Annotated in this window: 18 protein-coding genes and 1 other RNA gene; 11 read left to right on the top strand and 8 right to left on the bottom strand. The window is 60.3% G+C overall.

The features are described 5' to 3' along the window. Positions 1 to 6: 6 nt before the first annotated feature. The 8 genes from BN1135_RS10400 to BN1135_RS10365 form a co-directional block, all read right to left on the bottom strand. Positions 7 to 3,009 carry a DUF748 domain-containing protein gene (locus BN1135_RS10400; protein ID WP_042020859.1) on the bottom strand — a complete coding sequence of 1,001 codons (3,003 nt, stop codon included), beginning with the start codon at positions 3,007 to 3,009 and terminating at the stop codon, positions 7 to 9. Between the two features lie 52 nt (positions 3,010 to 3,061). Then, positions 3,062 to 3,823: a substrate-binding periplasmic protein gene (locus BN1135_RS10395; RefSeq protein ID WP_042020858.1), complete on the bottom strand. Its 762-nt coding sequence runs from the start codon at positions 3,821 to 3,823 to the stop codon at positions 3,062 to 3,064. A 36-nt stretch (positions 3,824 to 3,859) separates the two neighbouring features. Further along, positions 3,860 to 4,270, bottom strand: coding sequence for a MerR family transcriptional regulator (locus tag BN1135_RS10390; RefSeq protein WP_042020856.1), 411 nt, complete (start codon positions 4,268 to 4,270; stop codon positions 3,860 to 3,862). 14 nt (positions 4,271 to 4,284) lie between these two features. After that, a complete protein-coding gene (locus tag BN1135_RS10385) occupies positions 4,285 to 5,223 on the bottom strand; it encodes a hydroxymethylglutaryl-CoA lyase (protein WP_139245238.1) in 939 nt (312 codons plus the stop codon). Positions 5,224 to 5,237: 14 nt separating this feature from the next. Beyond that, positions 5,238 to 7,238 carry an acetyl/propionyl/methylcrotonyl-CoA carboxylase subunit alpha gene (locus BN1135_RS10380; protein WP_042020852.1) on the bottom strand — a complete coding sequence of 667 codons (2,001 nt, stop codon included), beginning with the start codon at positions 7,236 to 7,238 and terminating at the stop codon, positions 5,238 to 5,240. A 109-nt stretch (positions 7,239 to 7,347) separates the two neighbouring features. Then, on the bottom strand, positions 7,348 to 8,184 hold the full coding sequence (locus BN1135_RS10375; RefSeq protein ID WP_042020851.1) for an enoyl-CoA hydratase-related protein: 837 nt from the start codon (positions 8,182 to 8,184) through the stop codon (positions 7,348 to 7,350). 11 nt (positions 8,185 to 8,195) lie between these two features. After that, on the bottom strand, positions 8,196 to 9,830 hold the full coding sequence (locus BN1135_RS10370) for a carboxyl transferase domain-containing protein (RefSeq protein ID WP_042020849.1): 1,635 nt from the start codon (positions 9,828 to 9,830) through the stop codon (positions 8,196 to 8,198). Continuing rightward, on the bottom strand, positions 9,827 to 10,969 hold the full coding sequence (locus BN1135_RS10365; protein ID WP_042020848.1) for an isovaleryl-CoA dehydrogenase: 1,143 nt from the start codon (positions 10,967 to 10,969) through the stop codon (positions 9,827 to 9,829). The genes BN1135_RS10370 and BN1135_RS10365 overlap by 4 nt, the downstream gene beginning before the upstream one ends. Before the next feature lie 319 nt (positions 10,970 to 11,288). On the opposite strand from BN1135_RS10365, the gene BN1135_RS10360 reads away from it, so the two are divergent. The 11 genes from BN1135_RS10360 to BN1135_RS10320 all read left to right on the top strand — a co-directional run bounded on the left by BN1135_RS10360 (position 11,289) and on the right by BN1135_RS10320 (position 21,309). Beyond that, positions 11,289 to 12,446, top strand: coding sequence for an acyl-CoA dehydrogenase family protein (locus tag BN1135_RS10360; protein ID WP_042020847.1), 1,158 nt, complete (start codon positions 11,289 to 11,291; stop codon positions 12,444 to 12,446). Between the two features lie 140 nt (positions 12,447 to 12,586). Beyond that, complete coding sequence (locus BN1135_RS10355) at positions 12,587 to 13,369, top strand: enoyl-CoA hydratase (protein ID WP_042020902.1); 783 nt, start codon at positions 12,587 to 12,589, stop codon at positions 13,367 to 13,369. 18 nt (positions 13,370 to 13,387) lie between these two features. Then, the gene (locus BN1135_RS10350; protein ID WP_042020846.1) at positions 13,388 to 14,500 is read left to right on the top strand and encodes an enoyl-CoA hydratase/isomerase family protein; all 1,113 of its coding nucleotides are present in this window, start codon (positions 13,388 to 13,390) and stop codon (positions 14,498 to 14,500) included. Between the two features lie 42 nt (positions 14,501 to 14,542). After that, a complete protein-coding gene (gene mmsB, locus BN1135_RS10345) occupies positions 14,543 to 15,463 on the top strand; it encodes a 3-hydroxyisobutyrate dehydrogenase (RefSeq protein WP_042020845.1) in 921 nt (306 codons plus the stop codon). Between the two features lie 52 nt (positions 15,464 to 15,515). Then, positions 15,516 to 16,295 carry an SDR family oxidoreductase gene (locus BN1135_RS10340; RefSeq protein ID WP_042020844.1) on the top strand — a complete coding sequence of 260 codons (780 nt, stop codon included), beginning with the start codon at positions 15,516 to 15,518 and terminating at the stop codon, positions 16,293 to 16,295. A 357-nt stretch (positions 16,296 to 16,652) separates the two neighbouring features. Further along, positions 16,653 to 18,089, top strand: coding sequence for an arginine-ornithine antiporter (gene arcD, locus BN1135_RS10335; RefSeq protein ID WP_042020842.1), 1,437 nt, complete (start codon positions 16,653 to 16,655; stop codon positions 18,087 to 18,089). Between the two features lie 103 nt (positions 18,090 to 18,192). Next, positions 18,193 to 18,981: a sulfite exporter TauE/SafE family protein gene (locus BN1135_RS10330; RefSeq protein WP_042020840.1), complete on the top strand. Its 789-nt coding sequence runs from the start codon at positions 18,193 to 18,195 to the stop codon at positions 18,979 to 18,981. Between the two features lie 102 nt (positions 18,982 to 19,083). After that, positions 19,084 to 19,180: signal recognition particle sRNA small type (gene ffs / locus BN1135_RS21555), an RNA gene on the top strand. An 84-nt stretch (positions 19,181 to 19,264) separates the two neighbouring features. After that, complete coding sequence (locus tag BN1135_RS22415; RefSeq protein ID WP_223290118.1) at positions 19,265 to 19,906, top strand: phage integrase N-terminal SAM-like domain-containing protein; 642 nt, start codon at positions 19,265 to 19,267, stop codon at positions 19,904 to 19,906. Next, a complete protein-coding gene (locus tag BN1135_RS22410) occupies positions 19,843 to 20,337 on the top strand; it encodes a site-specific integrase (protein WP_223290117.1) in 495 nt (164 codons plus the stop codon). The genes BN1135_RS22415 and BN1135_RS22410 overlap by 64 nt, the downstream gene beginning before the upstream one ends. A gap of 129 nt (positions 20,338 to 20,466) precedes the next feature. Continuing rightward, entirely contained in the window at positions 20,467 to 21,309 is an 843-nt protein-coding gene (locus BN1135_RS10320) for an OST-HTH/LOTUS domain-containing protein (RefSeq protein ID WP_042020839.1), read from the top strand. The last annotated feature ends 18 nt before the right edge of the window (positions 21,310 to 21,327 follow it).

Below are 21,327 nucleotides of genomic sequence, written 5' to 3'. Positions count from 1 at the left end.
GCTGATTTACTGATCCAGCGTCAGCACCACTTTCGCCTCCTTGTCCTCCTCCTTGACCTGACTGTCGAGTACAAACAGCCGTTCCGGGGCGATCCCCTGGCTGTCGACCAGAAACTCCTTGGTATTTTGGGCGCGGCGCATGGCGAGATTGCGCAGGGATTTGGCGGTGATGAGTTGTTGCTCCTGCAGCAGGGCGATAGCTTGGGCCCGCAAGGCGGGGCTCTCTTCATCCAGGCTGAGGCGGTCGGCCAGATCTTCCAGATCTTCGCCAAAGCGCTCTTCATAGGCTTTCGCTAGCGCCTCCTGCAGGTCGGGATCTTGCTCCAGCAGGTCGAGATCAGCCTGATTGCCGGTGAGCTTGGCCAGCACTCGCTCCAGTTTCTGCCGTTGCAGTATGGGGCGCTCCTCGTTGAAATTGACCTTGCCGCGAATGTTCATGCTGAGCTTTGGCCGATCCTTGAGGGCCTGCGCCAGCTTGGCCAGTTTGTCCAGCTGGGTTTGGGTCAGGTCGGGGTCTCCCGGCAGGAAGGGGAGCTCATCGAGATCTTCGGTGCCATCGGCCAATGAGGCGAGCAGCGAGAAGGGGGAGGTGATCGCCTTGCTCAGGGTGTTGCCCAGCACATCCCAGAAGATATTGCCGATGCTAAAGTCCGGCTGATCCAGATCGCCCTTCACCTTGAGGTTCATCTGTATGACCCCGTTGGCATCGCTCAGCAGGGCGATGGCCAGCCCCAGCGGCAGATCTTTGGCCTGCTCGCTCTTGATCTTCTCGCCCAACTGCAACTTCTTGATGGTTATGTCGTTATCCCCCTCCAGCCGGTTGCCCTCCAGCTTGTAGTGCAGCTTCATGGAGAGCTGGCCCTTGTCGATGGCATAACCGGCATAGGTGCCCGAATAGGGGGTAAAGGTGGTGAGCTCCAGATTGTGGAAGGCCACCGCGATATCGAGGATCGGGTTGGCGACCAGCAGGTTGGTGCCGCCACGAATGGTCACTGGTGCATAGCGATCCACCTTGCCGTTGAAGGCAAGATCAGAACGTTGCCCCGGAATATTGCTGATATGGCGGCTTTGACCGCCCAGCGAGGCGATATCGGCCACGAAATCCTGACTCAGGCTGCGATCGGCAAAGCGCAGGTTACCCTGCTCGGTGCGCAACTGGTCGATGGTGAAACGAAAGTCGGGGCCCTTGCTGCCTGCAGCCGCTTGAGTGCCTTTGCCCGACGCAGGTTGCGGCAGCACCAGTTGTTGCAGGTTAGTGATGCCATCCTCGTTGATCTCGATGCGGGCGAAGGGTTTGCTCAGGGCAATGTCCTTGATCCGCATCTGCTGGCTGATGCCATCATAATCGAGGCCGGTGAGCTGGAGATTGCTGATCTCGAGTAGTCGCTGGTTGTCAGCCCGATCGACCACTTTGAGCCCGCTGATATCAAGACCTCCTTGCAGGGTCAGTTTGCCCAGCGCCCCTTGCGCCGTGGTGGCGAGATCAAGCTTGGTCTTGCTACTCAGCTGCCCATTTTGCAGCTTGATGCGCAGCAGATTAGCCAGATAGGGCTGCGCCAGCGCCAGGGGCAGCCCCTGTTGGCTGATCTCACCGCTCAGGGTGAAGGGGATCAGGGTCAGCTGACCGGCAAAGGTGAGGGGGCTGTTCTGGTTGAAGTGGGTGGCCAGGGTCAGTTTGCTCGATTGCTCCCCCTTGCTGCCTAGTGGCCCCAGCGCCAGCTTGAGGCCGGAGAGCTGGCGTGCCAGCGGTTTGCCGCTGCTCGATTCGGTAAGGGTGAGATCACCCTTGTCGATGGCGATTTGTTTGATTTGCCACTGCCAGGGTTTGTCTGCCGCGGTTTGTTTGGCGTTACCGGCGGCCTTTGCTTTTGGTGCCGACTTGGGAGCCGTATTTTTGGCCACCTTGTTTGCAGCGTTGGCCTCTTTGACTGGGTTGACGGGGGGCTGTTCAATAAGCAGATCCGTCAGATCCAGCTCCTGCTGTGGGTTGAGGGTGGCCTTGAGGAGGGGTTGCTGCAGGGTCACCTTGCCGATCTGCAGTGACTGCTTCTGGCCATCGATAGCCAGTTCGCTGAGGGCCAGTTGGCTGAAGCGGGCAAACTCGTCGCCCTTGTGTTTTTTAAGCTGCCAGTTGTCCAGGGTCAGCTTGCCTTTCGACAATTGCCACAGCACTCCTTGCTTGCTCTCTTTGAGCTGGTATTCCACTTCTGCGTTGGCGTGTCCCTTGGTCAGATCCAGCTTGAGGTAGGGGGCCCAGAGCGGGGCAAAGGGTTTCAGTTCGACCTGCTTGAGGCTTATCTTGCCCTGACCCATGCCGCTCATCACATCGAGCTTGCCGTGAGCGACGAGGCTGCTTTTGCCGTTGATGGCGGCATTGAGCTGATAGGCGGTCGGGTGATTTGCCTCGGTGCGCAGGTTATCCAGCTTAAGGGTCACTTTCTCCAGATTGAGGGGTGGCAGCCAGCCGGGCTCGTTCACCTTGCGTTGATCCTGATAGCGCACATGACCGTCAGTGACAGCGATGCTGGCAATATCGACCAGCAGCGGAGCGCTCGCCGTCTCGGGCTCGGGGGAGGGCGCAGGGGCGAGCACTGTGGCCAGCGCATCGGTCAGATTGAGTCGAACGTCCCCTTTTTTGTCTGCCAGCCGTTGCAGCAGTACCACAGGTTTGGTCAGGGTGACGGCGGAGAGGACAATCCCCTTCTGCTGCCAGCTGGCTTGCAGGTTGGGGGTGATCAAGAGCTGCTCAAAACTGACGATTGGCTGCTGCTTGGCATCGAGCAGGGCGGTGGCACCAAGGGTGAGGGAAGGGTGGCGCAAGCCTACGTAAATCTCCCCCAGGGTCAGCTGCAGGCCGTAGTGTTCGGCCAGCCAGCCGGGCAGATAGCGCTGGACCAGTCGAGGTGTCTGCCACAACAGCAGGGTGATCAGGATCAGCAGAAGCAGGAAAGCGTAGGCAAGGTAGCGCAACAGGCGAAGCTTGGGGAACGCGGGCTTGGTGGTGTTCATATGATGCACTCCCATTTGGTTCCCTCTATGGTACAGAAAAGCGGGATAGTAATCATGGGGTTGCGTGCTGTTGTACGCCGTACTTTGTCCAAAGGCGATCCAGTTCACCCTTTTTCTGCAGGGCTGCCAGCCACTGCTCCAACTGGGCAGGGGTAATGGGGGCCGCAGGGTGAAGAATGGTGCGGTGTTGATACTGTTGATCCCATTTTTGCGAGATCAGCAGCTGGTCGGCAGTGTCGGGATGGGCCAGCAGATACTGGTTAAGGTATGAGACATTGAGAATGGCCACCTCGCCACGCCCTTTGAGCAGAGCTTGCAGGGCGCTGATATTGTCTTTAACCAGGGTGATATTCAGTGTGCGCTTCAGGTAGGCGGGATCGGCATTGAATTGACCGACGCCATAGTGATAGCCGGTCACCCCGATGAGGTGATGGCTGGCCGGATCGTCGAAAAAGCGCTGATCCCGGCCCGCTTTCTGGAGCGCGACATAGACTTCACCGCCCCCGAGAAAGGGGGCTGTCATCTTGTATTTATCGGCTTGCCAGCCCCAGTTGCTGTCTTCAAACAGCATCAGGGAAAAACGGCCCATATCAAGCGCCTTGTAGCGGTTGGCTGCCGAGGTGGGGACAAAGATAAATTTCACCTCCTGCTGGATCTCGTTGAGCTGGTCGATGAGATCTAGGGTCAGCCCTTCATAGTGGGAATCGGAGAGCTTGACCACGAAGGGGGCATAGGGGTAACCGCCAACCTTGATGAGGGGGTGGCTCCAGCTGGGTAGGCTGAACAAGAGCAAAAACCAGCACCAATATCTCATGGGATCCCCAGGGCAATAGCTTGTTCCCAGATTCGGTTAATCTGCGCCGCTTTTCAAGCTGTTAAGGGAATTAACACAGCGCTGTTCCGCCGCCTCCAGCTCGGTCATCACCATCTGGATATCTTCCAGTTGTTGGAGCAGGGCGCCGCGCTTTTCCTCGATGAGCTGGATCATGGAGTGGAGCTGGGTTTTGCTCGAGCGGTCGGTGTCGTACATATCGAACAGCTCGCGGATCTCGGCCAAGCTAAACCCCAGCCGCTTGCCGCGCAGGGTCAATTTCAGGCGGGTCTTCTCCCTATGGCTGTAGATACGGGTTTGCCCCTCCCGCTGCGGGGTGAGCAGCCCCTCATCCTCGTAGTAGCGGATGGTGCGCGGCGTGATATCGAACTCGTGGGCCAGCTCCGAGATGCTGTAGGTGATCTCCTTGCCGGGCTGGGAACGGGACATGGTGATACCTCCTTTCAGTAGGAAGATGGCTGGCAGAGGCGGGCACGCAGCCGCTCGGCATTGGCGTGCAGGGCCTGACCGACTCGCGAGCCGTTGGGGCGGCCGAGCTGCTCGCTGACCCACTGGCCGGCAGCCGCCAGTTTGTCGAGATCCACCCCGGTCGTCATGCCAAGGCCATGCAGCAGGTAGACCACCTCTTCTGACGCCACATTGCCGGAGGCCCCCGGTGCATAGGGGCAGCCACCAAGGCCCGCCACCGAGCAGTCGATGGTGCGAATACCGCGCTCCAGCACGGGCAGCAAATTGGCCAAGCCCTGGCCGTAGGTGTCGTGAAAATGGACCGCGAGCCGCCCCGCCGGGATCTCGTGCAGCACCGCATCCAGCATGGGGACTACAGTGCCCGGGGTGCCAACGCCTATGGTGTCCCCCAGCGAAATTTCGTGGCAGCCGAGATCCAGCAATTGTTCCGCCATGGCGGCGACCCGTTTCGGGCGGGTCGGGCCATCGAACGGGCAAGCGATGACGGTGGAAAGGTAACCGCGCACCTTGATGCCGAGGCGGCGCGCCTCCTGTACCAGCGGGGCGAAGCGCACCAGTGATTCCTCCACGCTGATGCCGATATTGGCGCGGGTAAAGCCGTCAGAGCAGGCGGTGAAGAGGCCAATCTCGTCGGCGCGGGCGGCAATGGCGGCCTGCAAGCCTTGCAGGTTGGGCACCAGCGCGCCGTAACGGGTCGGCCCCTTGCGCGGCAATGCCTGAAAAAGTGCGGCGGAGTCCGCCATCTGCGGCACCTTTTTGGCAGAGACAAAGGCCCCCACCTCGATGCGCTGCAGGCCGCTGTCGGCCAGTCGCTGGATCAGCTCCAGCCGCTGGATCAGTGCCAGCGGGCTGGCTTCATTTTGCAGGCCATCACGCGGCCCCATCTCCACCAGACTGACCTTGTCATCCTGCATCGCGGATCCTCTCGTCATGGGTTGCTCGCTTGTTGGTTGATGGCGTTATGCTCCGGGGCGGCATCGGTATCGGTATCGACAAAGCGCACCAGCACGGCCCCCTGGCTCACCTGCTCGCCCTGCTTGCACTGCAGGGCCTCAATCACCCCGTCCCGCTCAGCGCGCAATTGGTGCTCCATCTTCATCGCCTCCAGCACCAGCAGGGGTTGCCCCTTGCTGACCGTTTGGCCGGGTTCGATCATCACGGCCACCACTATGCCGTGCATGGGGGCGATGGCGCCCTGCGCCTTCTCATTTGTCTGATCATGGTGGTGACTGTGCTGTTGATCATCGGCTGCGAAACGGATGCGCTGGCCCGCCAGGGTCATGATGAAGGTTGCATCTGTGCTTGCGACCGTTTGGACGGGGACCTGCTGCCAGCAGCCCCTCTGTTGCAGCCGGATATGATCGTCACCTCTCTGGTAGCAACAGGTCTCCCCTTGCCACTCAAACTGGCCGTCATGATCGTTAAGGGTCAATACCCGGCGCTCATCACCGATGCGAACAGCCGCCGTCCAGCTGCGATCCGGTCCCAGCCGAAATCCGCAGGTTTGCTGCCAGGGGGAGGTGCCCGCGGGGCGGCTCGCCAGCCAGAGGGTGGCCAGCGGCCAGGCAAAGTCGGGAATGGATTGTGCTGTGGTGGGGATGGGCCACTGGGTATGGTGGCCCATGGCCAGGACGTCAGGCTCTTCACACAGCCGCAGCAGCAGCGGGCCGTTGTGCACCAGCGGGCCGAGATCCAGCGCTGCCAGCGCATCGGCCAGTTGGGCGAACGCCTCGGCGCGGCTCTGGCCGTGGGCGATCAGCTTGGCGATCATGGGATCGTAATAGGGGCTGACCTCATCACCAGCGGTAACGCCGGTGTCGATACGCACGCCATTTGGCCAGTGGAGCCAGTGGATGGGGCCACTGGCGGGCAGAAAACCGGCCGCCACATCCTCGGCGTAGAGGCGCGCCTCCACCGCATGGCCGCGCAGTACCACCTCATCTTGGGTGAGTGGCAGCGGCTTGCCTTCGGCCACGGCCAGCTGCCAGGCCACCAGATCCTGCCCGGTCACCGCTTCGGTGACCGGATGTTCCACCTGCAGCCGGGTGTTCATCTCCATAAAGAAGAACGCATCATTGCAGAGCAGAAATTCGATGGTGCCTGCCCCCTGATAGTGGATGGCTTTGGCTGCGGCCACGGCTGCATCCCCCATGGCACGCCGCAAAGCCCGAGGGATGTCGGGGGCGGGCGCCTCTTCGATCACCTTTTGATGACGTCGCTGCAAGGAGCAGTCCCTGTCCCCCAGATAGATGGCGTTGCCGAGGCTATCAGCAAAGACCTGCACTTCCACATGGCGAGCCTGGGGCAGATAGCGCTCCAGCAGCACCAGATCGTTGCCAAAGGCGGCCTTGGCCTCCCGTTTGACTGCCGCCAGCGATTCGTCAAAGTCAGCCAGCTGATCGACTCGGCGCATCCCTTTGCCACCGCCGCCACTGGCGGCCTTGATCAGCAGCGGGAAGCCAATCTGGCTCGCCTGATCGCGCAAAAAGTCTGGCCGCTGATCCGTCCCGTGATAGCCGGGCAGCACAGGTACACCAGCCGCCTGCATCAGCGCCTTGGCACCCGATTTGTCGCCCATGGCGAGAATGGCGGCGCCGCTTGGGCCGACAAAGCGCAGGCCGCGCTGTTCGCAGGCGGTGGCAAAATCGCTGTTTTCCGACAGAAAGCCATAACCGGGATGAATGGCATCGGCACGCGCCTCTTTGGCAATCTTCAGCACCTTGCCGGTGTCGAGATAGCTCTCTCTGGCCGGTGCGGGCCCCAAATGCCAGGCCTCATCGGCCAGACGGGTGTGCATGGCATGGGCGTCGGCATCGGAGTAGAGGGCGATGGTGTGGATGCCGAGGCGTTTCGCTGTCTTGATGATCCGTACGGCGATTTCGCCGCGATTGGCGATCAGCAGGCGCTTAATCTGAGTGTGATGGGTCATTTGGGCTCCCTGCTGCTCAAGGTGCACAAGTACGAAGCGTGTTGATCCACACGCCAGTGATATTCGCCGCGGTTGGCGATCAGCTGACGTTTAATCGGGGTGTAATGGGTCATGTCTCATCCTTAAAACGGGGGCGCCAGGCGGGAGGACGTTTGTCGAAGAAGGCCTGCATCCCCTCCTGGGCTTCGAGCCCCACCCGTACCCGGGCGATGGTCTCGACGGTTTTCTCTTCGTGCAGGCGGGAAGGATGAGCCTCTATTGCCGCCAGCAGCCGTTTGGTCTCTTTCATCGCCTCCGGCCCGTTGCGGCACAGACGCAGGGCTTGCGCCCGCCCCTCCGCCAGCAGTTGATCCGGTTTGCAGAGTTGGTGTGCCACATTGAGCCGACAGGCGGTAATGGCATCGAACGGCTCGGCACTGAGCATGTAGCGGCGCGCCTGACGCATTCCCATGGCACGTACCACGTAAGGGCTGATCACCGCAGGCACCAGACCCAGGCTCACCTCTGAGAGGCAGAAGCGGGCATCATCGCTGGCCAGCACCATATCGCAGGCACAGATCAGCCCCAGCGCCCCGCCGTAGGCGGCCCCTTGCACCAGCACCACCGTAGGGAAGGGGAGCTCGTCGAGGGTCTGCATCAGCCGCGCCAGTACCCGGGCATCTTCGCGATTGTGCTCGAAATCGGCGTGGGCCAGATTGCGCATCCAGTTGAGATCGGCGCCCGCGCAAAAGTGTTTGCCTTCGGCACGTAGCAGCAGGGCGTGAGGGCGTTCGGCGAGATCATGACCATGGAGATGGGCCAGATCATCGAGGCAGTCGAGCAGCCCCAGCATCAGGTCGGCATCAAAGGCGTTGTGGCGGGCCGGGCGCGACAGCACCAGCTCGGCCAGCGGGCCGTGCCGCTCCAGCCGAAACGGGTTCTGGGAGGAAGTAAGTGGATCTGACATCGTTTTGCTCCTTACATCCGAAAGATGCCGTACTGCTCGGGTTCAATGCGGGCACCCTGACAGGCGGCGAGCGCCAGCGCCAGCACGGTGCGGCTCTGGGCCGGGTCGATGACGCCGTCATCCCAGAGGCGGGCGCTGGCGTAGTAGGGGTGACCCTGGCGCTCATACTGCTCGATCACCGGGGCACGGATGGCGGCCGCTTCCTGTTCGCTCAAGCTTTTCCCCTCGGCAGCCAGCTTGTCCCGACGCACCTGCACCAGCACCCCGGCAGCTTGCTCGCCCCCCATGACAGAGATGCGGCTGTTGGGCCAGCTAAAGAGAAAATCGGGTTCATAGGCGCGGCCGCACATGCCGTAGTTGCCGGCACCAAAGCTGCCGCCGACGATCAGGGTGATCTTGGGCACCCGGCTGCAGGCCACCGCGGTCACCAGCTTGGCGCCGTGCTTGGCGATCCCCTCTTTTTCTGCGCTACTCCCCACCATAAAACCGGTGATGTTCTGCAAAAAGAGCAGCGGGATGGCACGGCGATTACAGAGCTGGATAAAGTGGGCCCCCTTCTGGGCACTGTCGCTGTGCAGCACGCCGTTGTTGGCGAGGATCCCCACCTCCATGCCACAAATGCGGGCAAAGCCGGTCACCAGGGTGGTGCCGAACAGCGCCTTGAATTCGTCAAAGTCAGAGCCATCCACCAGTCGGGCGATCAGTTCGCGGGCGTCGTAAGGGCGCTTGAGACTGGTGCCTACCAGACCGTAGAGCTCATCTATCGGGTAACAGGGAGTGGGGTAGGCTGGCTCATCGTAACTTGGGCTGCCCGATGCCAAACCCGAGAGCGGAGAATGGTCACTGCCCAGATGGGTGAGCAGAGTGCGGGCGATGGCCAGCGCATGGGCATCGTCGCGGGCCATATGATCCGCCACCCCTGAGTGGGCGCAGTGCACTTCGGCGCCGCCCAGAGCCTCGGCGCTGATCTCCTCACCGGTGGCGGCTTTGACCAGCGGCGGGCCCGCCAGAAAGATGGTGGCTTGCTCCCTGACCATGATCGACTCGTCCGCCATGGCGGGGACGTAGGCACCCCCGGCGGTACAGAGCCCCATTACCACCGCCAGCTGGGGGATGTTTTGGGCCGACATGCGGGCCTGGTTGTAGAAGATGCGGCCAAAGTGATCCCGGTCGGGGAACACCTCATCCTGCATCGGCAGAAAGGCGCCGCCGGAATCCACCAGATAGAGGCAGGGGAGGCGCAGCCGCTCGGCGATGGCCTGGGCGCGCAGGTGTTTTTTCACCGTGAGCGGGTAGTAGGTGCCACCCTTCACGGTGGCATCGTTCACCACCAGCATGCAGAGCCGGTCCGAGACCCGGCCGATGCCGGTGATGATACCGGCGGAAGGCACCGGCTCGTCATAGACCTGCCAGCCAGCCAGCGCCGACAGTTCCAGAAACGGGGAGCCCGGGTCCAGCAGTTGGTTGATGCGCTCGCGGGGCAGCAGCTTGCCACGGGCCTGATGGCGGGCGTTGTTGGCCGCGCCACCCCCTTGCGCGATCTCGGCAATGCGGGCATGGAGATCGTCGACCAGCCCCTGCATGGCGGCTCGATTGGCCGCATATTCCGGACTCGCCGTGTCGAGACGGGAGTGGATCCTGCTCATAGGTTATCCCCCATCAGCTCGCGGCCGATGAGCCAGCGGCGGATCTCCGAGGTGCCGGCGCCGATCTCGTAGAGTTTGGCGTCCCGCAGCAGGCGACCGGTGGGGTATTCGTTGATGTAGCCGTTGCCGCCGAGCAGTTGGATGGCATCGAGCGCCATCTGGGTGGCATTTTCGGCGGCAAACAGGATGGCGGCGGCGCAATCTTTACGGCTGGTGCGGCCCTGATCGCAGGCACTCGCCACCGAGTAGACCAGCGCCCGGCTGCTGGCGAGGCGGGTGTACATGTCGGCGAGCTTGCCCTGCACCAGCTGGAACTCGCCGATGGCTTGACCAAACTGCTTGCGCTCACGCACATAGGGCAGCACTACATCCATGCAGGCCTGCATGATGCCAAGGGGGCCCGCAGCCAGCACCACCCGCTCGTAATCGAGCCCGCTCATCAGCACCTTGACCCCGCCGTGTAGGGTGCCCAGCAGGTTTTCCTGCGGCACTCGGCAGTTGTCGAACACCAGCTCGCAGGTGCTGGAGCCGCGCATCCCCAGCTTGTCGAGCTTCTGGGCGGTAGAAAAACCGGGTGTGCCCGCCTCAACGATAAAAGCGGAAATCCCTTTGGGACCAGCAGCTGCATCGGTCTTGGCATAGATGACGAAGGTGTCGGCATCCGGGCCGTTGGTGATCCACATCTTGTTGCCATTGAGCACGAAGTGATCGCCCTCGCGCACGGCGGTGAGTCGCATGCTCACCACGTCGGATCCCGCGCCCGGTTCGCTCATGGCCAGCGCCCCAACATGCTCGCCGTTTACCAGCGGGGGCAGGTAGCGCGCTTTCTGTTCCAGCGTGCCGTGGCGGTGGATCTGATTGATGCAGAGATTGGAGTGGGCGCCGTAGGAGAGGCCGACCGAGGCGCTGGCGCGGCTTACCTGTTCCATCACCAGCACGTGGGCCAGATAGCCGAGGTTCACCCCGTCATACTCCTCCGCCACCGTGATGCCGTGCAGCCCCAGTTCACCCATCCGGGGCCAGAGATCACGGGGAAAGGCGTTGCTCTGATCGATCTCGCTGGCGCGCGGGGCGATCACTTTCTGGCAGAAGGCCGCAACTTGTTCGGTCAGGGCATTCAGGGTCTCATCCATCTGCATCCATGCTCTCCTTGCGGATATGACAGTCGGGTAGGAAGGTTGGTTCGACCGGCTGACTCGGCGTTACGGCTGGCAGTGGTCGGTCCATTTTTGTACTTCACTTCTGCCATAAGTTTACGTTAGCGTAAACGTAAATCAATTGTTAATCTGTTGTGTGTCGATAGAGAGGGGGTAGTGAGAGCGTCATCAGCTACCACGACAACAGCGCCATAGTGGCAGATCCGAATGACCAGTGTGTGGGCGCCGCGTCATAAAGCACTAACTTAGGAAAATAAGCGCGGGACAATAAGCGCGGGGCAACAAGGGAGCGAACAACAAGATGGATTTTACCCTGACCGATGATCAACAGGCGTATGTGGAGGCGGCCGCCGCCTTTGCCGATGAGGCGCTCAAACCCCATGCCGCGCGCTGGGACAAGGAGCATGAGTTTCCGATCCCGACCATCAAGCAGGCGGCCGGGCTAGGTTTTTGCGGTCTCTATACCCCGGAGCAGTTTGGCGGATTGGGGCTGCCCCGCCTCGATGCGAGTCTCATCTTCGAGCGCCTCGCCATGGGCTGTACCTCGACCACGGCGTATCTGACCATCCACAACATGGTGAGCTGGATGCTGGGCAGCTGGTTGCCTGTTCATGTCGCCGAAGAGTGGGTGCCCAAACTGGCCAGCGGCGAATTACTGGGCTCCTATTGCCTCACCGAACCGGGGGCAGGCTCCGATGCGGCGGCCCTCAAGACCCGGGCGGTGCGCGAGGGTGACAGCTACCTCATAGAGGGGACCAAGGTTTTTATCTCGGGGGCGGGCAGTACCGATGTGCTGGTGGTGATGGCCCGTACCGGTGGTGAAGGGGCGAGTGGTATCACCGCCTTTATGGTGCCGGCCGACAGCGCGGGCATCGTCTATGGCAAGCCCGAAGAGAAGCTGGGCTGGAACAGCCAGCCGACCCGGGAAGTGGTATTCAACGGGGTGCGTATTCCCGCCAGCTACCGGCTGGGTGAGGAGGGGGAAGGGTTCAAATTCGCCATGCAGGCCCTTGATGGGGGACGCATCAATATCGCCACCTGTTCGGTGGGCACCGCCCAGCAGGCGCTGGATGATGCGCTGGCCTATGTGCAGCAGCGTCAGCAATTTGGGCGCCCGATCAGCGAATTCCAGAGCGTGCAGTTTCGCCTAGCCGACATGGCCACCGAGCTGGCTGCCGCCCGTTTGCTGGTGCGTCAGGCCGCCGACAAGCTGGATCGCGGGGCGCCGGACAAGAGTGCCTGGTGCGCCATGGCCAAGCGTTTTGCCACCGATGTGGGTTATCGGGTCTGCGATGAGGCTCTGCAACTCTTTGGCGGCTATGGTTATATCCGCGAGTATCCGCTCGAGCGCTATCTGCGCGATACCCGGGTACACCGCATTCTGGAGGGCACCAACGAGGTGATGCGACTCATCATCGCTCGCCGCCTGCTGGCCGATCCCGGCTTGTCGCTGGGCTAACCGGTGGTCGCATCAAGGGTATGTGGCCTGCCACCCGATTTGCGCCATGCCATGCTGGTTTCGGCTTTGTGAGCCAGCCACAGGTTGGTGTCATTCAAGCCTGTCATCATGGCTGCAGCTTCATCGACAAGGACAATGTTATGACAAGGATCAGACTCGAATACCATGGCCACGTTGCCTATATCACCCTCGACCATCCCCCTGCCAACACCTGGACCCTCGCCAGCCTGCAAGCCTTTTTGCAGATGATGGTGGAGCTCGATAGTCGCCCCGATGTGGTGGCGCTGGTGATCCGCGGTGCGGGCGACAAATTTTTCTGCGCCGGTGCCGACCTCAATATGTTTGTCGAGGGGGATGTCGAGCTGGCTCGCCAGGTGGTCGACGCCTTTGGCAAGGCCTTCGAGGCGTTGGCCCGTTTTCACGGGGTCAGTATCGCCGCCATCAATGGCTATGCCATGGGGGGCGGGCTGGAAGTTGCGCTGGCCTGTGATATCCGCATCGCCGAGCAGCAGGCGCTGCTGGGACTGCCGGAGGCATCGGTGGGCTTGCTCCCCTGTGCAGGAGGTACCCAGCGCCTGACCGAGCTGGTGGGGCCTGGCTGGGCCAAGCGGATGATCCTCTGCGGCGAGAAAGTGAGTGCTTCGCTGGCCTACGAGATGGGGCTGGTGGAGGAGGTGGTAAAAACCGGTCAGGCGTGGGAGGCTGCGCACCAGATGGCGCAGCTGGTGGCTCGCCAGAGCCCGAGCGCCCTGCGTGCCTGCAAAACCCTTATTAATCAGGGTCGCAGCGGCCCGCGTGATGCCGCCTTGCCCCTTGAGCGGGCGCTGTTCCTCGATCTCTTTACCGATGCCAACCAGCGTGAAGGGGTGGCCGCCTTTCTGGAGAAACGCTCACCACGCTGGCAATATGGCCCAACAGAATAAATCCATACGGAGCCGTTTATGAGTGAGCCGGTCAAGGTTAGCAGCCATCCCACCGAAGATGGCCATCAGATCGGGGTGTTGACCCTCGACAGCCCTGCGTCTCTCAACGCATTGAGCCTGCCGATGATCCAGATCCTGCAACAGACGTTGACCCGTTGGGAGCAGGATCCCGCCATCGTCTGTGTGCTGTTGCAGGGGGCGGGTGAGAAGGCATTTTGTGCCGGTGGCGATATCCGCTCCTTCTATTACCGCAAGCAGGAGGCGAGCGAGGCGGAACTGTTTGGCTATGCCCGCGACTTTTTCGAGCAAGAGTACCGGCTCGACCACCACATCCACTCTTACCGCAAGCCCCTGATCTGCGTGGCGGACGGTATCTGCATGGGGGGCGGTATTGGCCTGTTTGCCGGTGCCGATTTTCGGGTGGTGACCGAGAAGAGCCTGTTCGCCATGCCGGAGGTGACCATCGGCCTCTACCCCGATGTGGGGGCGAGCTGGTTTTTAAGCCGGATGCCGGGGCGACTCGGGCTCTGGCTTGGTCTGACTGGCGCCCGCTTCAATGGCGCCGATGCCCTTGGGGTTGGGTTGGCGGATCACGCCATCGCCAGTGACGAGCGCAGTGCGCTGTTGTCACGCCTCGCCGTGCTCGACTGGGCTGCCAGTGGTGATCCCTGTGAGCAGATCGATCTGCTGCTCAGGGGGTTGCATGGTGAGGTGGCGGCCCGCTTGCCTGCGCCAGTGCTGTTGCCCCATCAACAGAAAATCGATGCCTTGCTAGCGGGCCGCACGCTGCAAGGGGTATTGGCGCGGCTGTTCAGCGCCGATTTCAATGAACAGGAGGCGGTGCTCCAGCAGGCGCAGGAGATTTGCCGCACCGGTAGTCCCATCAGCCGCGCCATTTTGTGGCGCCAGTATTGGCAGGCTCGCCGCCACTCCCTGGCCGAGGTATTTGCCGATGAGCTGACCCTCTCGGTCAACTGCGTGCTCAAGGGGGATTTTGTGGAAGGGGTGCGGGCACTGCTGATCGACAAGGATAAAGATCCCCGCTGGCAGCAGTTGCCCCCGGAGGGGGAGTGGCTGGACGAGTTTTATCGCTGGCCGCAGGGGAGTAATCCGTTGGCCTATAAGGGGTAGAACCGGCGCACGCCGCCATCAGCAACGCAAGGAGCAAGCGGGATGACAAGGATAGGATTTATCGGGCTCGGCAACATGGGTGGCCCCATGGCGGCCAATCTGGCCAGAGCTGGGCACAGGGTGCAGGTGTTTGATCTGGTTGCGCAAAGTGTCGAGCGAGCCATCGCGGCTGGTTGCATCGCTGCGGGGGATGCCCGCGAGGCGGTGACCGGCTGTGATGTCGTCATCAGCATGTTGCCTGCTGGTGAGCATGTGCGCTCCCTCTGGTTGGGCGAGAGCGATGGTGAGCGGGGCGGGCAGGATCTGCTGGCAGCCCTGCCGGTTGGCGCACTGGTGATCGACTGTTCCACCATCGATGTCGACTCGGCCCGTCAGGTCGGCGCGGCGGCGCGCGCACGCGGTTTGCGCTTTATCGATGCCCCCGTGTCGGGTGGTGTCGCTGGCGCGGCAGCCGGGACGCTCACCTTTATCGTCGGCGGCGACGGGGCGGATTTCGAGGCGGCGAAACCCCTGCTCGCCAGCATGGGGCAGAACCTGTTTCACGCAGGGGCGCTGGGGGCGGGGCAGATCGCCAAGATGTGCAACAACATGCTGCTTGCGATCCACATGGCGGGCACCGCTGAGGCGCTGGCGCTCGGGGTGAAGGAGGGGCTGGATCCCGCCGTGCTCTCCACCATCATGGGCAAGAGCTCCGGCAACAACTGGAGTCTGGAGCGCTACAACCCCTGGCCCGGGGTGATGGAGAATGTGCCTGCCGCCCGTAACTATCAGGGGGGCTTTATGACTCGCCTGATGGTGAAAGATTTGGGGCTGGCCATGGCGCTGGCCGAGCATGGCCACAGCGCGGTGCCCATGGGGGCGTTGGCTCGCAACCTGTTCAACCTGCATGCTGCCCAGGGGCAGGGGAGCCGGGATTTCTCCAGCATCGTCGAACTCTATCTGGATACACAGGATCCCGCCTGACGGGCCACCTCTCTTCGAGGCATCTCCCATCTGCCTGCTACAAGGAGCATTGATGGATATCAAAGATAAGGTCATCGTTATTACCGGCGCCGGACGAGGGTTGGGGCGAGCCATCGCCCTTGCCCTTGGTGCACAGGGTGCGACCTTGGCGCTGCTCGACATCAATCGCGCCGATCTGGAGGCGACCGCCGCCATGGTGCGCAGCCAGAATGATCCGTGCGATCAAGATAGCCAGTGCGAGCTGTTTGTCTGCAATGTGGCGAGCGAAGTCGAGGTTGAAGCCGCGTTTGCCGCCATCAAGGGGCGCTTTGGCGTGCTGCATGGCCTCATCAACTGCGCCGGCATTTTGCGAGACGGCATGCTGATCAAAGTGAAAGAGGGCGAGCTGGTGGAGAAGATGACGCTGGCCCAGTGGCAGAGTGTGATTGACGTCAACCTCACCGGAACCTTCCTCTGCGGTCGCGAAGGGGCGGCGCTGATGGCGCAAGGGGGGCAGGGGGGCGTTATCATCAACATCTCCTCCATTGCCCGCGCTGGCAATATTGGCCAGAGCAACTATGCCGCCAGTAAGGCGGGGGTGGCCTCGCTGGTGGTGACCTGGGCGCGGGAGCTGGCGCGCCACGGTATTCGGGTGATGGGGATCGCCCCCGGGGTGTTTGCCACCGACATGACGGCGGCGATGAAGCCGGAGGCGATGGCGCGGATGCAGCAGGCCATTCCGGTCGGCACCCTTGGCGAGGCGCAGCAACTGGCCGATACGGTCAGCTTTATTTTTTCCAACGACTATCTGTCGGGCCGGATGATAGAACTGGATGGCGGTTTGCGTTTATAGCGCTTTACACAATGAGCCCCGGTGTTTCCACCGGGGCTTTTTTATGCAGATTATTTATACAACAGCAAGCTGCATGAGGATGCATGGGGTTCATCCGAGTTAGTCCCGCACAGCAGAAACTGATAAATATCAAGAAGTCTTGGTTAATTTGAGCCAGCTCACAGGCCATCTGGATCAGTGCTGTAGAATTGCGCGCGGTCAAGGCTGTGCATGATTGACGGGTCGAGGGATTGCGGTCGGAATAGTCATGCAATATAGTTGCCGCCTTTTTCACGGGGTCTGGATTTCTACCCCCGCCCATATTGCGCGCAGTATGAATACGGATGCTCTGCCGCCGCCTAAGTAGACAGGATTGAGATGGATAAGAAACTAGGGCTTGGCGCCCTCATTTCGCTGGTGGTCGGCTCCATGGTCGGCGCCGGGGTCTTCAGTCTGCCACAAAACATTGCTGCTCATGCCAGTGCCGGGGCTGTCGCCCTGGGTTGGGCCATCACCGGTCTTGGCATGATCTGTCTCGCGCTGGTTTATCAGAACCTCTCCATGCGCCGCCCTGATCTCGATGGCGGTATCTTCAGCTATGCCAAAGCCGGTTTCGGCGATTTTATCGGTTTCAACGCAGCATGGGGTTACTGGCTTTGCCAACTGCTGGCCAACGTCTCCTACGCCATCGTGGTGTTCAGTGCCCTGAGCTACTTCTTTGATACACCGGATAACGTCATCTTTGGTGATGGCAATACCCCGGTCGCCATTACCCTTGCCTCGATCCTGATCTGGTCGGTGCATGCGCTGGTGCTGCGTGGGATCCAGGTTGCGGCGCTGGTGAATATTGTCACCACTATCGCCAAGATGGTGCCGCTCATCGTCTTTTGTGTCGCTGTGCTGCTGGCGTTCAATATGGACACCTTCACCCTGGATATCTGGGGCCAGAACAATATGGAGCTGGGCTCGGTGATGGATCAGGTCAAGTCCACCATGAAGGTGACACTCTGGGTCTTTATCGGGATTGAGGGGGCCGTGGTGGTCTCTGCCCGTGCCCGTCATCGCAAGGATGTAGGCCGTGCCACCGTGCTGGCGCTGCTTGGCGCGCTGGCGCTCTACGTGATGGTGACTCTGTTCTCGCTGGGGGTCATGAGTCAGCCCCAGCTCGCCGCCCTCAAAAACCCCTCTACCGCCATGATCCTCGAGGCGGTGGTTGGCCCCTGGGGCGCCTGGCTTATCAACATCGGTCTGGTCATTTCGGTGATGGGCGCCTTGCTGAGCTGGACCGTGCTGGCCGCTGAAGTACCTTACATTGCGGGCAAGACCGGCGTGTTCCCGGGCTGGTTTGCCAAGGAGAACAAGAACGGCTCACCTCAGGTGTCGCTCTGGTGCTCGACCTGTCTGGTGCAAGTGTTCCTCATCATCATCTACTTCCAGAGCAGTACCTATCTGGCATTGGTCAATATCGCCACCTCGGCGGCGCTGGTGCCGTATGTCTTCTCTGGCGCCTATGGTCTGAAACTGGCACTGAAAGGGGAGACCTATGAGGGTCAGCCTCATCAGCGCAAACGGGATCTCATGCTGGCGCTGGTGGCGACCGTTTACGGCTGCTGGCTGGTTTATGCTGCCGGGGTCGAGTATCTGCTGCTGGTGGCGTTGCTCTATAGCCCGGGCATCTTCATCTACTGGAAGGCGCGTCAGCACCATGGTCTGCGCGGCCTTAACCGGCTGGAGCAGGGGATGACGGCGGCCCTGCTCGGTTGCGCCGTGCTGGCCTTCTACAAGGTGATGGACGGTACCATTCCCTTGAACTGACAGGCACCCAAAGAGATGGCCCAAGGGCCATCTCTTTTTTCATGCTGATCTTGTTTTGTAGCCGGGCCGTTTTGGCCATTTTTCGTTTATGACAGGAATTTTTATGCTGTTTATGGGATACCTCCTGCTGGGGGCTTTTGCGGGAATGCTGGCAGGGCTGTTTGGCATTGGCGGCGGGCTGATCATAGTGCCGGTGCTGGTCATGACGTTTCGCGCCCAGGGGGTCGACCCTGACATCATCACCCACCTGGCCCTTGGTACCTCGCTACCTACCATGATCTTCACCGGTTTCAGCTCGCTGCGGGCCCATCGGGAGGCCGGCGCCGTCGACTGGGTGATGATCCGCCGACTCGGGGCTGGCATGTTGATCGGGGGCTGGCTGGGTGGCATGACCGCCAATTTGCTCAGTGTCAGCACCCTCAATATCATCATCGGTTGCTTTGCCTGGAGCATGGCACTGCAGATGGGGCTAAACCTCAAGCCCAAAGCGGAGCGCCATATGCCGGGGCCGCTGGGCACAGGTATTGCTGGCACACTTATCGGCTGGATGTCGGCACTGTTTGGCATCGGTGGCGGCTCACTGACCGTACCCTACCTCACCTGGAACAGTGTGCCGATGCGCAATGCGGTGGCTGCGTCCGCTGCGTGCAGCATGCCCATCGCGCTGGCGGGCAGTCTCAGCTACCTCTATGCCGGTTGGGGTCATGCCGACCTGCCCGAGTGGAGTGTTGGCTACATCTATCTGCCAGCCCTGCTGGGCATTGTGCTGACCAGTACCCAATTCGCCCGCATTGGCGCCAAACTGGCACACCGCCTGTCACCCAAGCGACTCAAGCAGGCATTTGCCCTGTTGATGCTGCTGGTGGGGGCCAAGTTCATGCTGTATAGCTGATTCATTCGGCAGATTGTTGAAAAATAAGGCAAACGAACAATTGGAAGGTAGAAAGCCGTTGCATTGAGAGCCCAGTTTGCCTATTCTCCTCGCCGGTGGTCCTATTGGTCCTCTCGCATTGATAACCCGTCGACCTGGTCAGGACCGGAAGGTAGCAGCCAAGGTGGGGGACTCGAGTGCCGGGATGTGGCTGGTAGGGCCACCACTTGTTTCTGCAATTCAATAAGTTACCTTTCTAAAGCCCTTGGTCATCCACTTTGTGTGGACGACAAGGAGCTCATCGATGAATCTCTGGCTCAGCCCCCACGGCATCTGGTATTACCGGAAAGTCACCACGCTCCCCTGTGGTCGTCGTAAAGAGATCAAAAAATCCCTGCATACCCGAGACAAACTTTGTGCACGCCACAAGGTGACCCAGCTGTTTGCCTGCGTGCGTTCCAAAGCTAAGCCAGTTGTGCAACCCACAAGCGAGCCAGAGAACCCTCAACCTCAGCCGAATATCAAGCCTGCTGTTCCGGCGGCCAAACCGCTTGCTCCGCTGTTGTCGGTCTCGTGTGACCGCTATCAGAAAGAGAAGGCCCTCTCCTGGGCACCGAAAGAGCGAAAGAACCAGAAAAACTATCTCGGTTCCTTTATCGAGGCACTCGGCGACAAGCCAGCGGCAGACTACAGCAAGGCTGATGTGGTCAAGTTCAAGGAGGGGTTGCTGAACTCTGGCAAGAGCCCAGCCACCATCAACAAGTATCTGCAGAAGCTATCCCTGTTATTTAGCTGGCTAACCATCAGGAGGGGGTCATCAACCACTTCGCTGGGCTCAAGTTACAGCGGGTCAAAGAGACCAAGGCCAGAAGTGGTTACACGATGGAGGAGAGGCAGAGGTTCATCCAATGGGCGAAAAGGCAGGAGCCCTATCGCCGCTGGATAGCCCTGTTGGGGCTCTACACGGGGGCTCGGGCTAACGAGATCTGCCAGCTCTATGCCGATGATGTGGTGCTGGTGGATAACATCTGGTGTATCAAAGTGCAGGCTGGTAGACCCGACCAGAAGCTCAAGACAGACAACAGCAAGCGGCTCATTCCGATCCATTCGGCGGTGCTGGAGGCTGGCTTCCTGGCGTTTGTGCAAGAGAGGGGGGGGGGAAGGCTCTTCGTCGAACTGCCCCATCGCCAAGACGGCTACAGCCACCTTTGGGGGCAGTGGTTCAGCCGCAACCGGCCGGTGCCTAAAGATTTCCACAGTTTGAGACATACGGTAGCGACAATTCTGAAAGATAAAGGTATTCCTCTTCAATTTGCTGCCGCGATCTTGGGTCATACCAACGGAGCGATCAGTTATGACCGATATGGTGTGGGGTAGCAGTCGAGAAGTTACAAGCCGCTATCGAAGCTGCACTATGAACGCGTTACATTGATGAACATCTAATAGGTACTTCAACTCAAATAGCCACTATTAGCTGGATGCTAATGAGCACAAGGAAGAGCTCCGTTGGAACACAATAGGCCTGACACGGCACAATCTGATTTGAATGACTTGAAAGAGCAAATTGCGTTGGAGTACGGGCGATGTCTCCTCCAGCTACAGCAGTTTGAATTGATGCTCAAAGCAGCCCTGCCCACTATGAAGGTGAGCGGATTTTCGGATGAGCTGGTTGGCAACATTGAACGCTATCGCCAGTTTTTAGTTGGAAAGACGCTGGGGCATTTGGTTGGTCAGTGGAGCCAGAGAATTACGCTGGGCGATGAGCAAGAAATTGATGATGCCCTACACAACCGAGCGTACATCAGCATCAGCGTTGGTCTGGAAGACGGGGAATGGATGAGCGAAAAGCTCAAACAATTGGTCGAGTTGCGAAATGAGCTGGTGCATCATTTCCTGTCACGCTTTACGTTGAACTCGGAGGCCAGTTGCCAAGAGGCAATCAGTTATCTGTCTACTGCAGCAAGCACCATCAAGAGCAATAGGGATACGCTACAATCCCTCCTGATCGCTTTTGAAGAAAGTAAGAAGAGACTGCTTGAATTTATTAACTCACCTGTCGGAGAGAGTCTCTATTTCTACGGCATCATCCCGGGTGAACCTGTCGAGAATTGGGAAAATACCACCATTATCCAGCAGCTGAAATTTGCAGAGTATTCCTTAGCCAAGGACGGCTGGGTACAGTTAAACGAAGCCATTTATAGCATTGGTCAACGGTGGCCAGAATTATCTCCAAAGCTGTATGGATGTAGTAGTTGGCGGGAGGTCATTCATTGTTCCCAGCTCTTCGAAGTAGACAAGCGGCTATCTCCCACAGGTGGAGTGATTTGGTATCGCACACGCCGGACCTAAATTGATACAGCAATGGTG

Source organism: Aeromonas sobria, from assembly GCF_000820145.1.
In the GTDB taxonomy this organism is placed as follows: domain Bacteria; phylum Pseudomonadota; class Gammaproteobacteria; order Enterobacterales; family Aeromonadaceae; genus Aeromonas; species Aeromonas sobria.
This window is presented reverse-complemented; position numbering and strand designations above follow the sequence as displayed.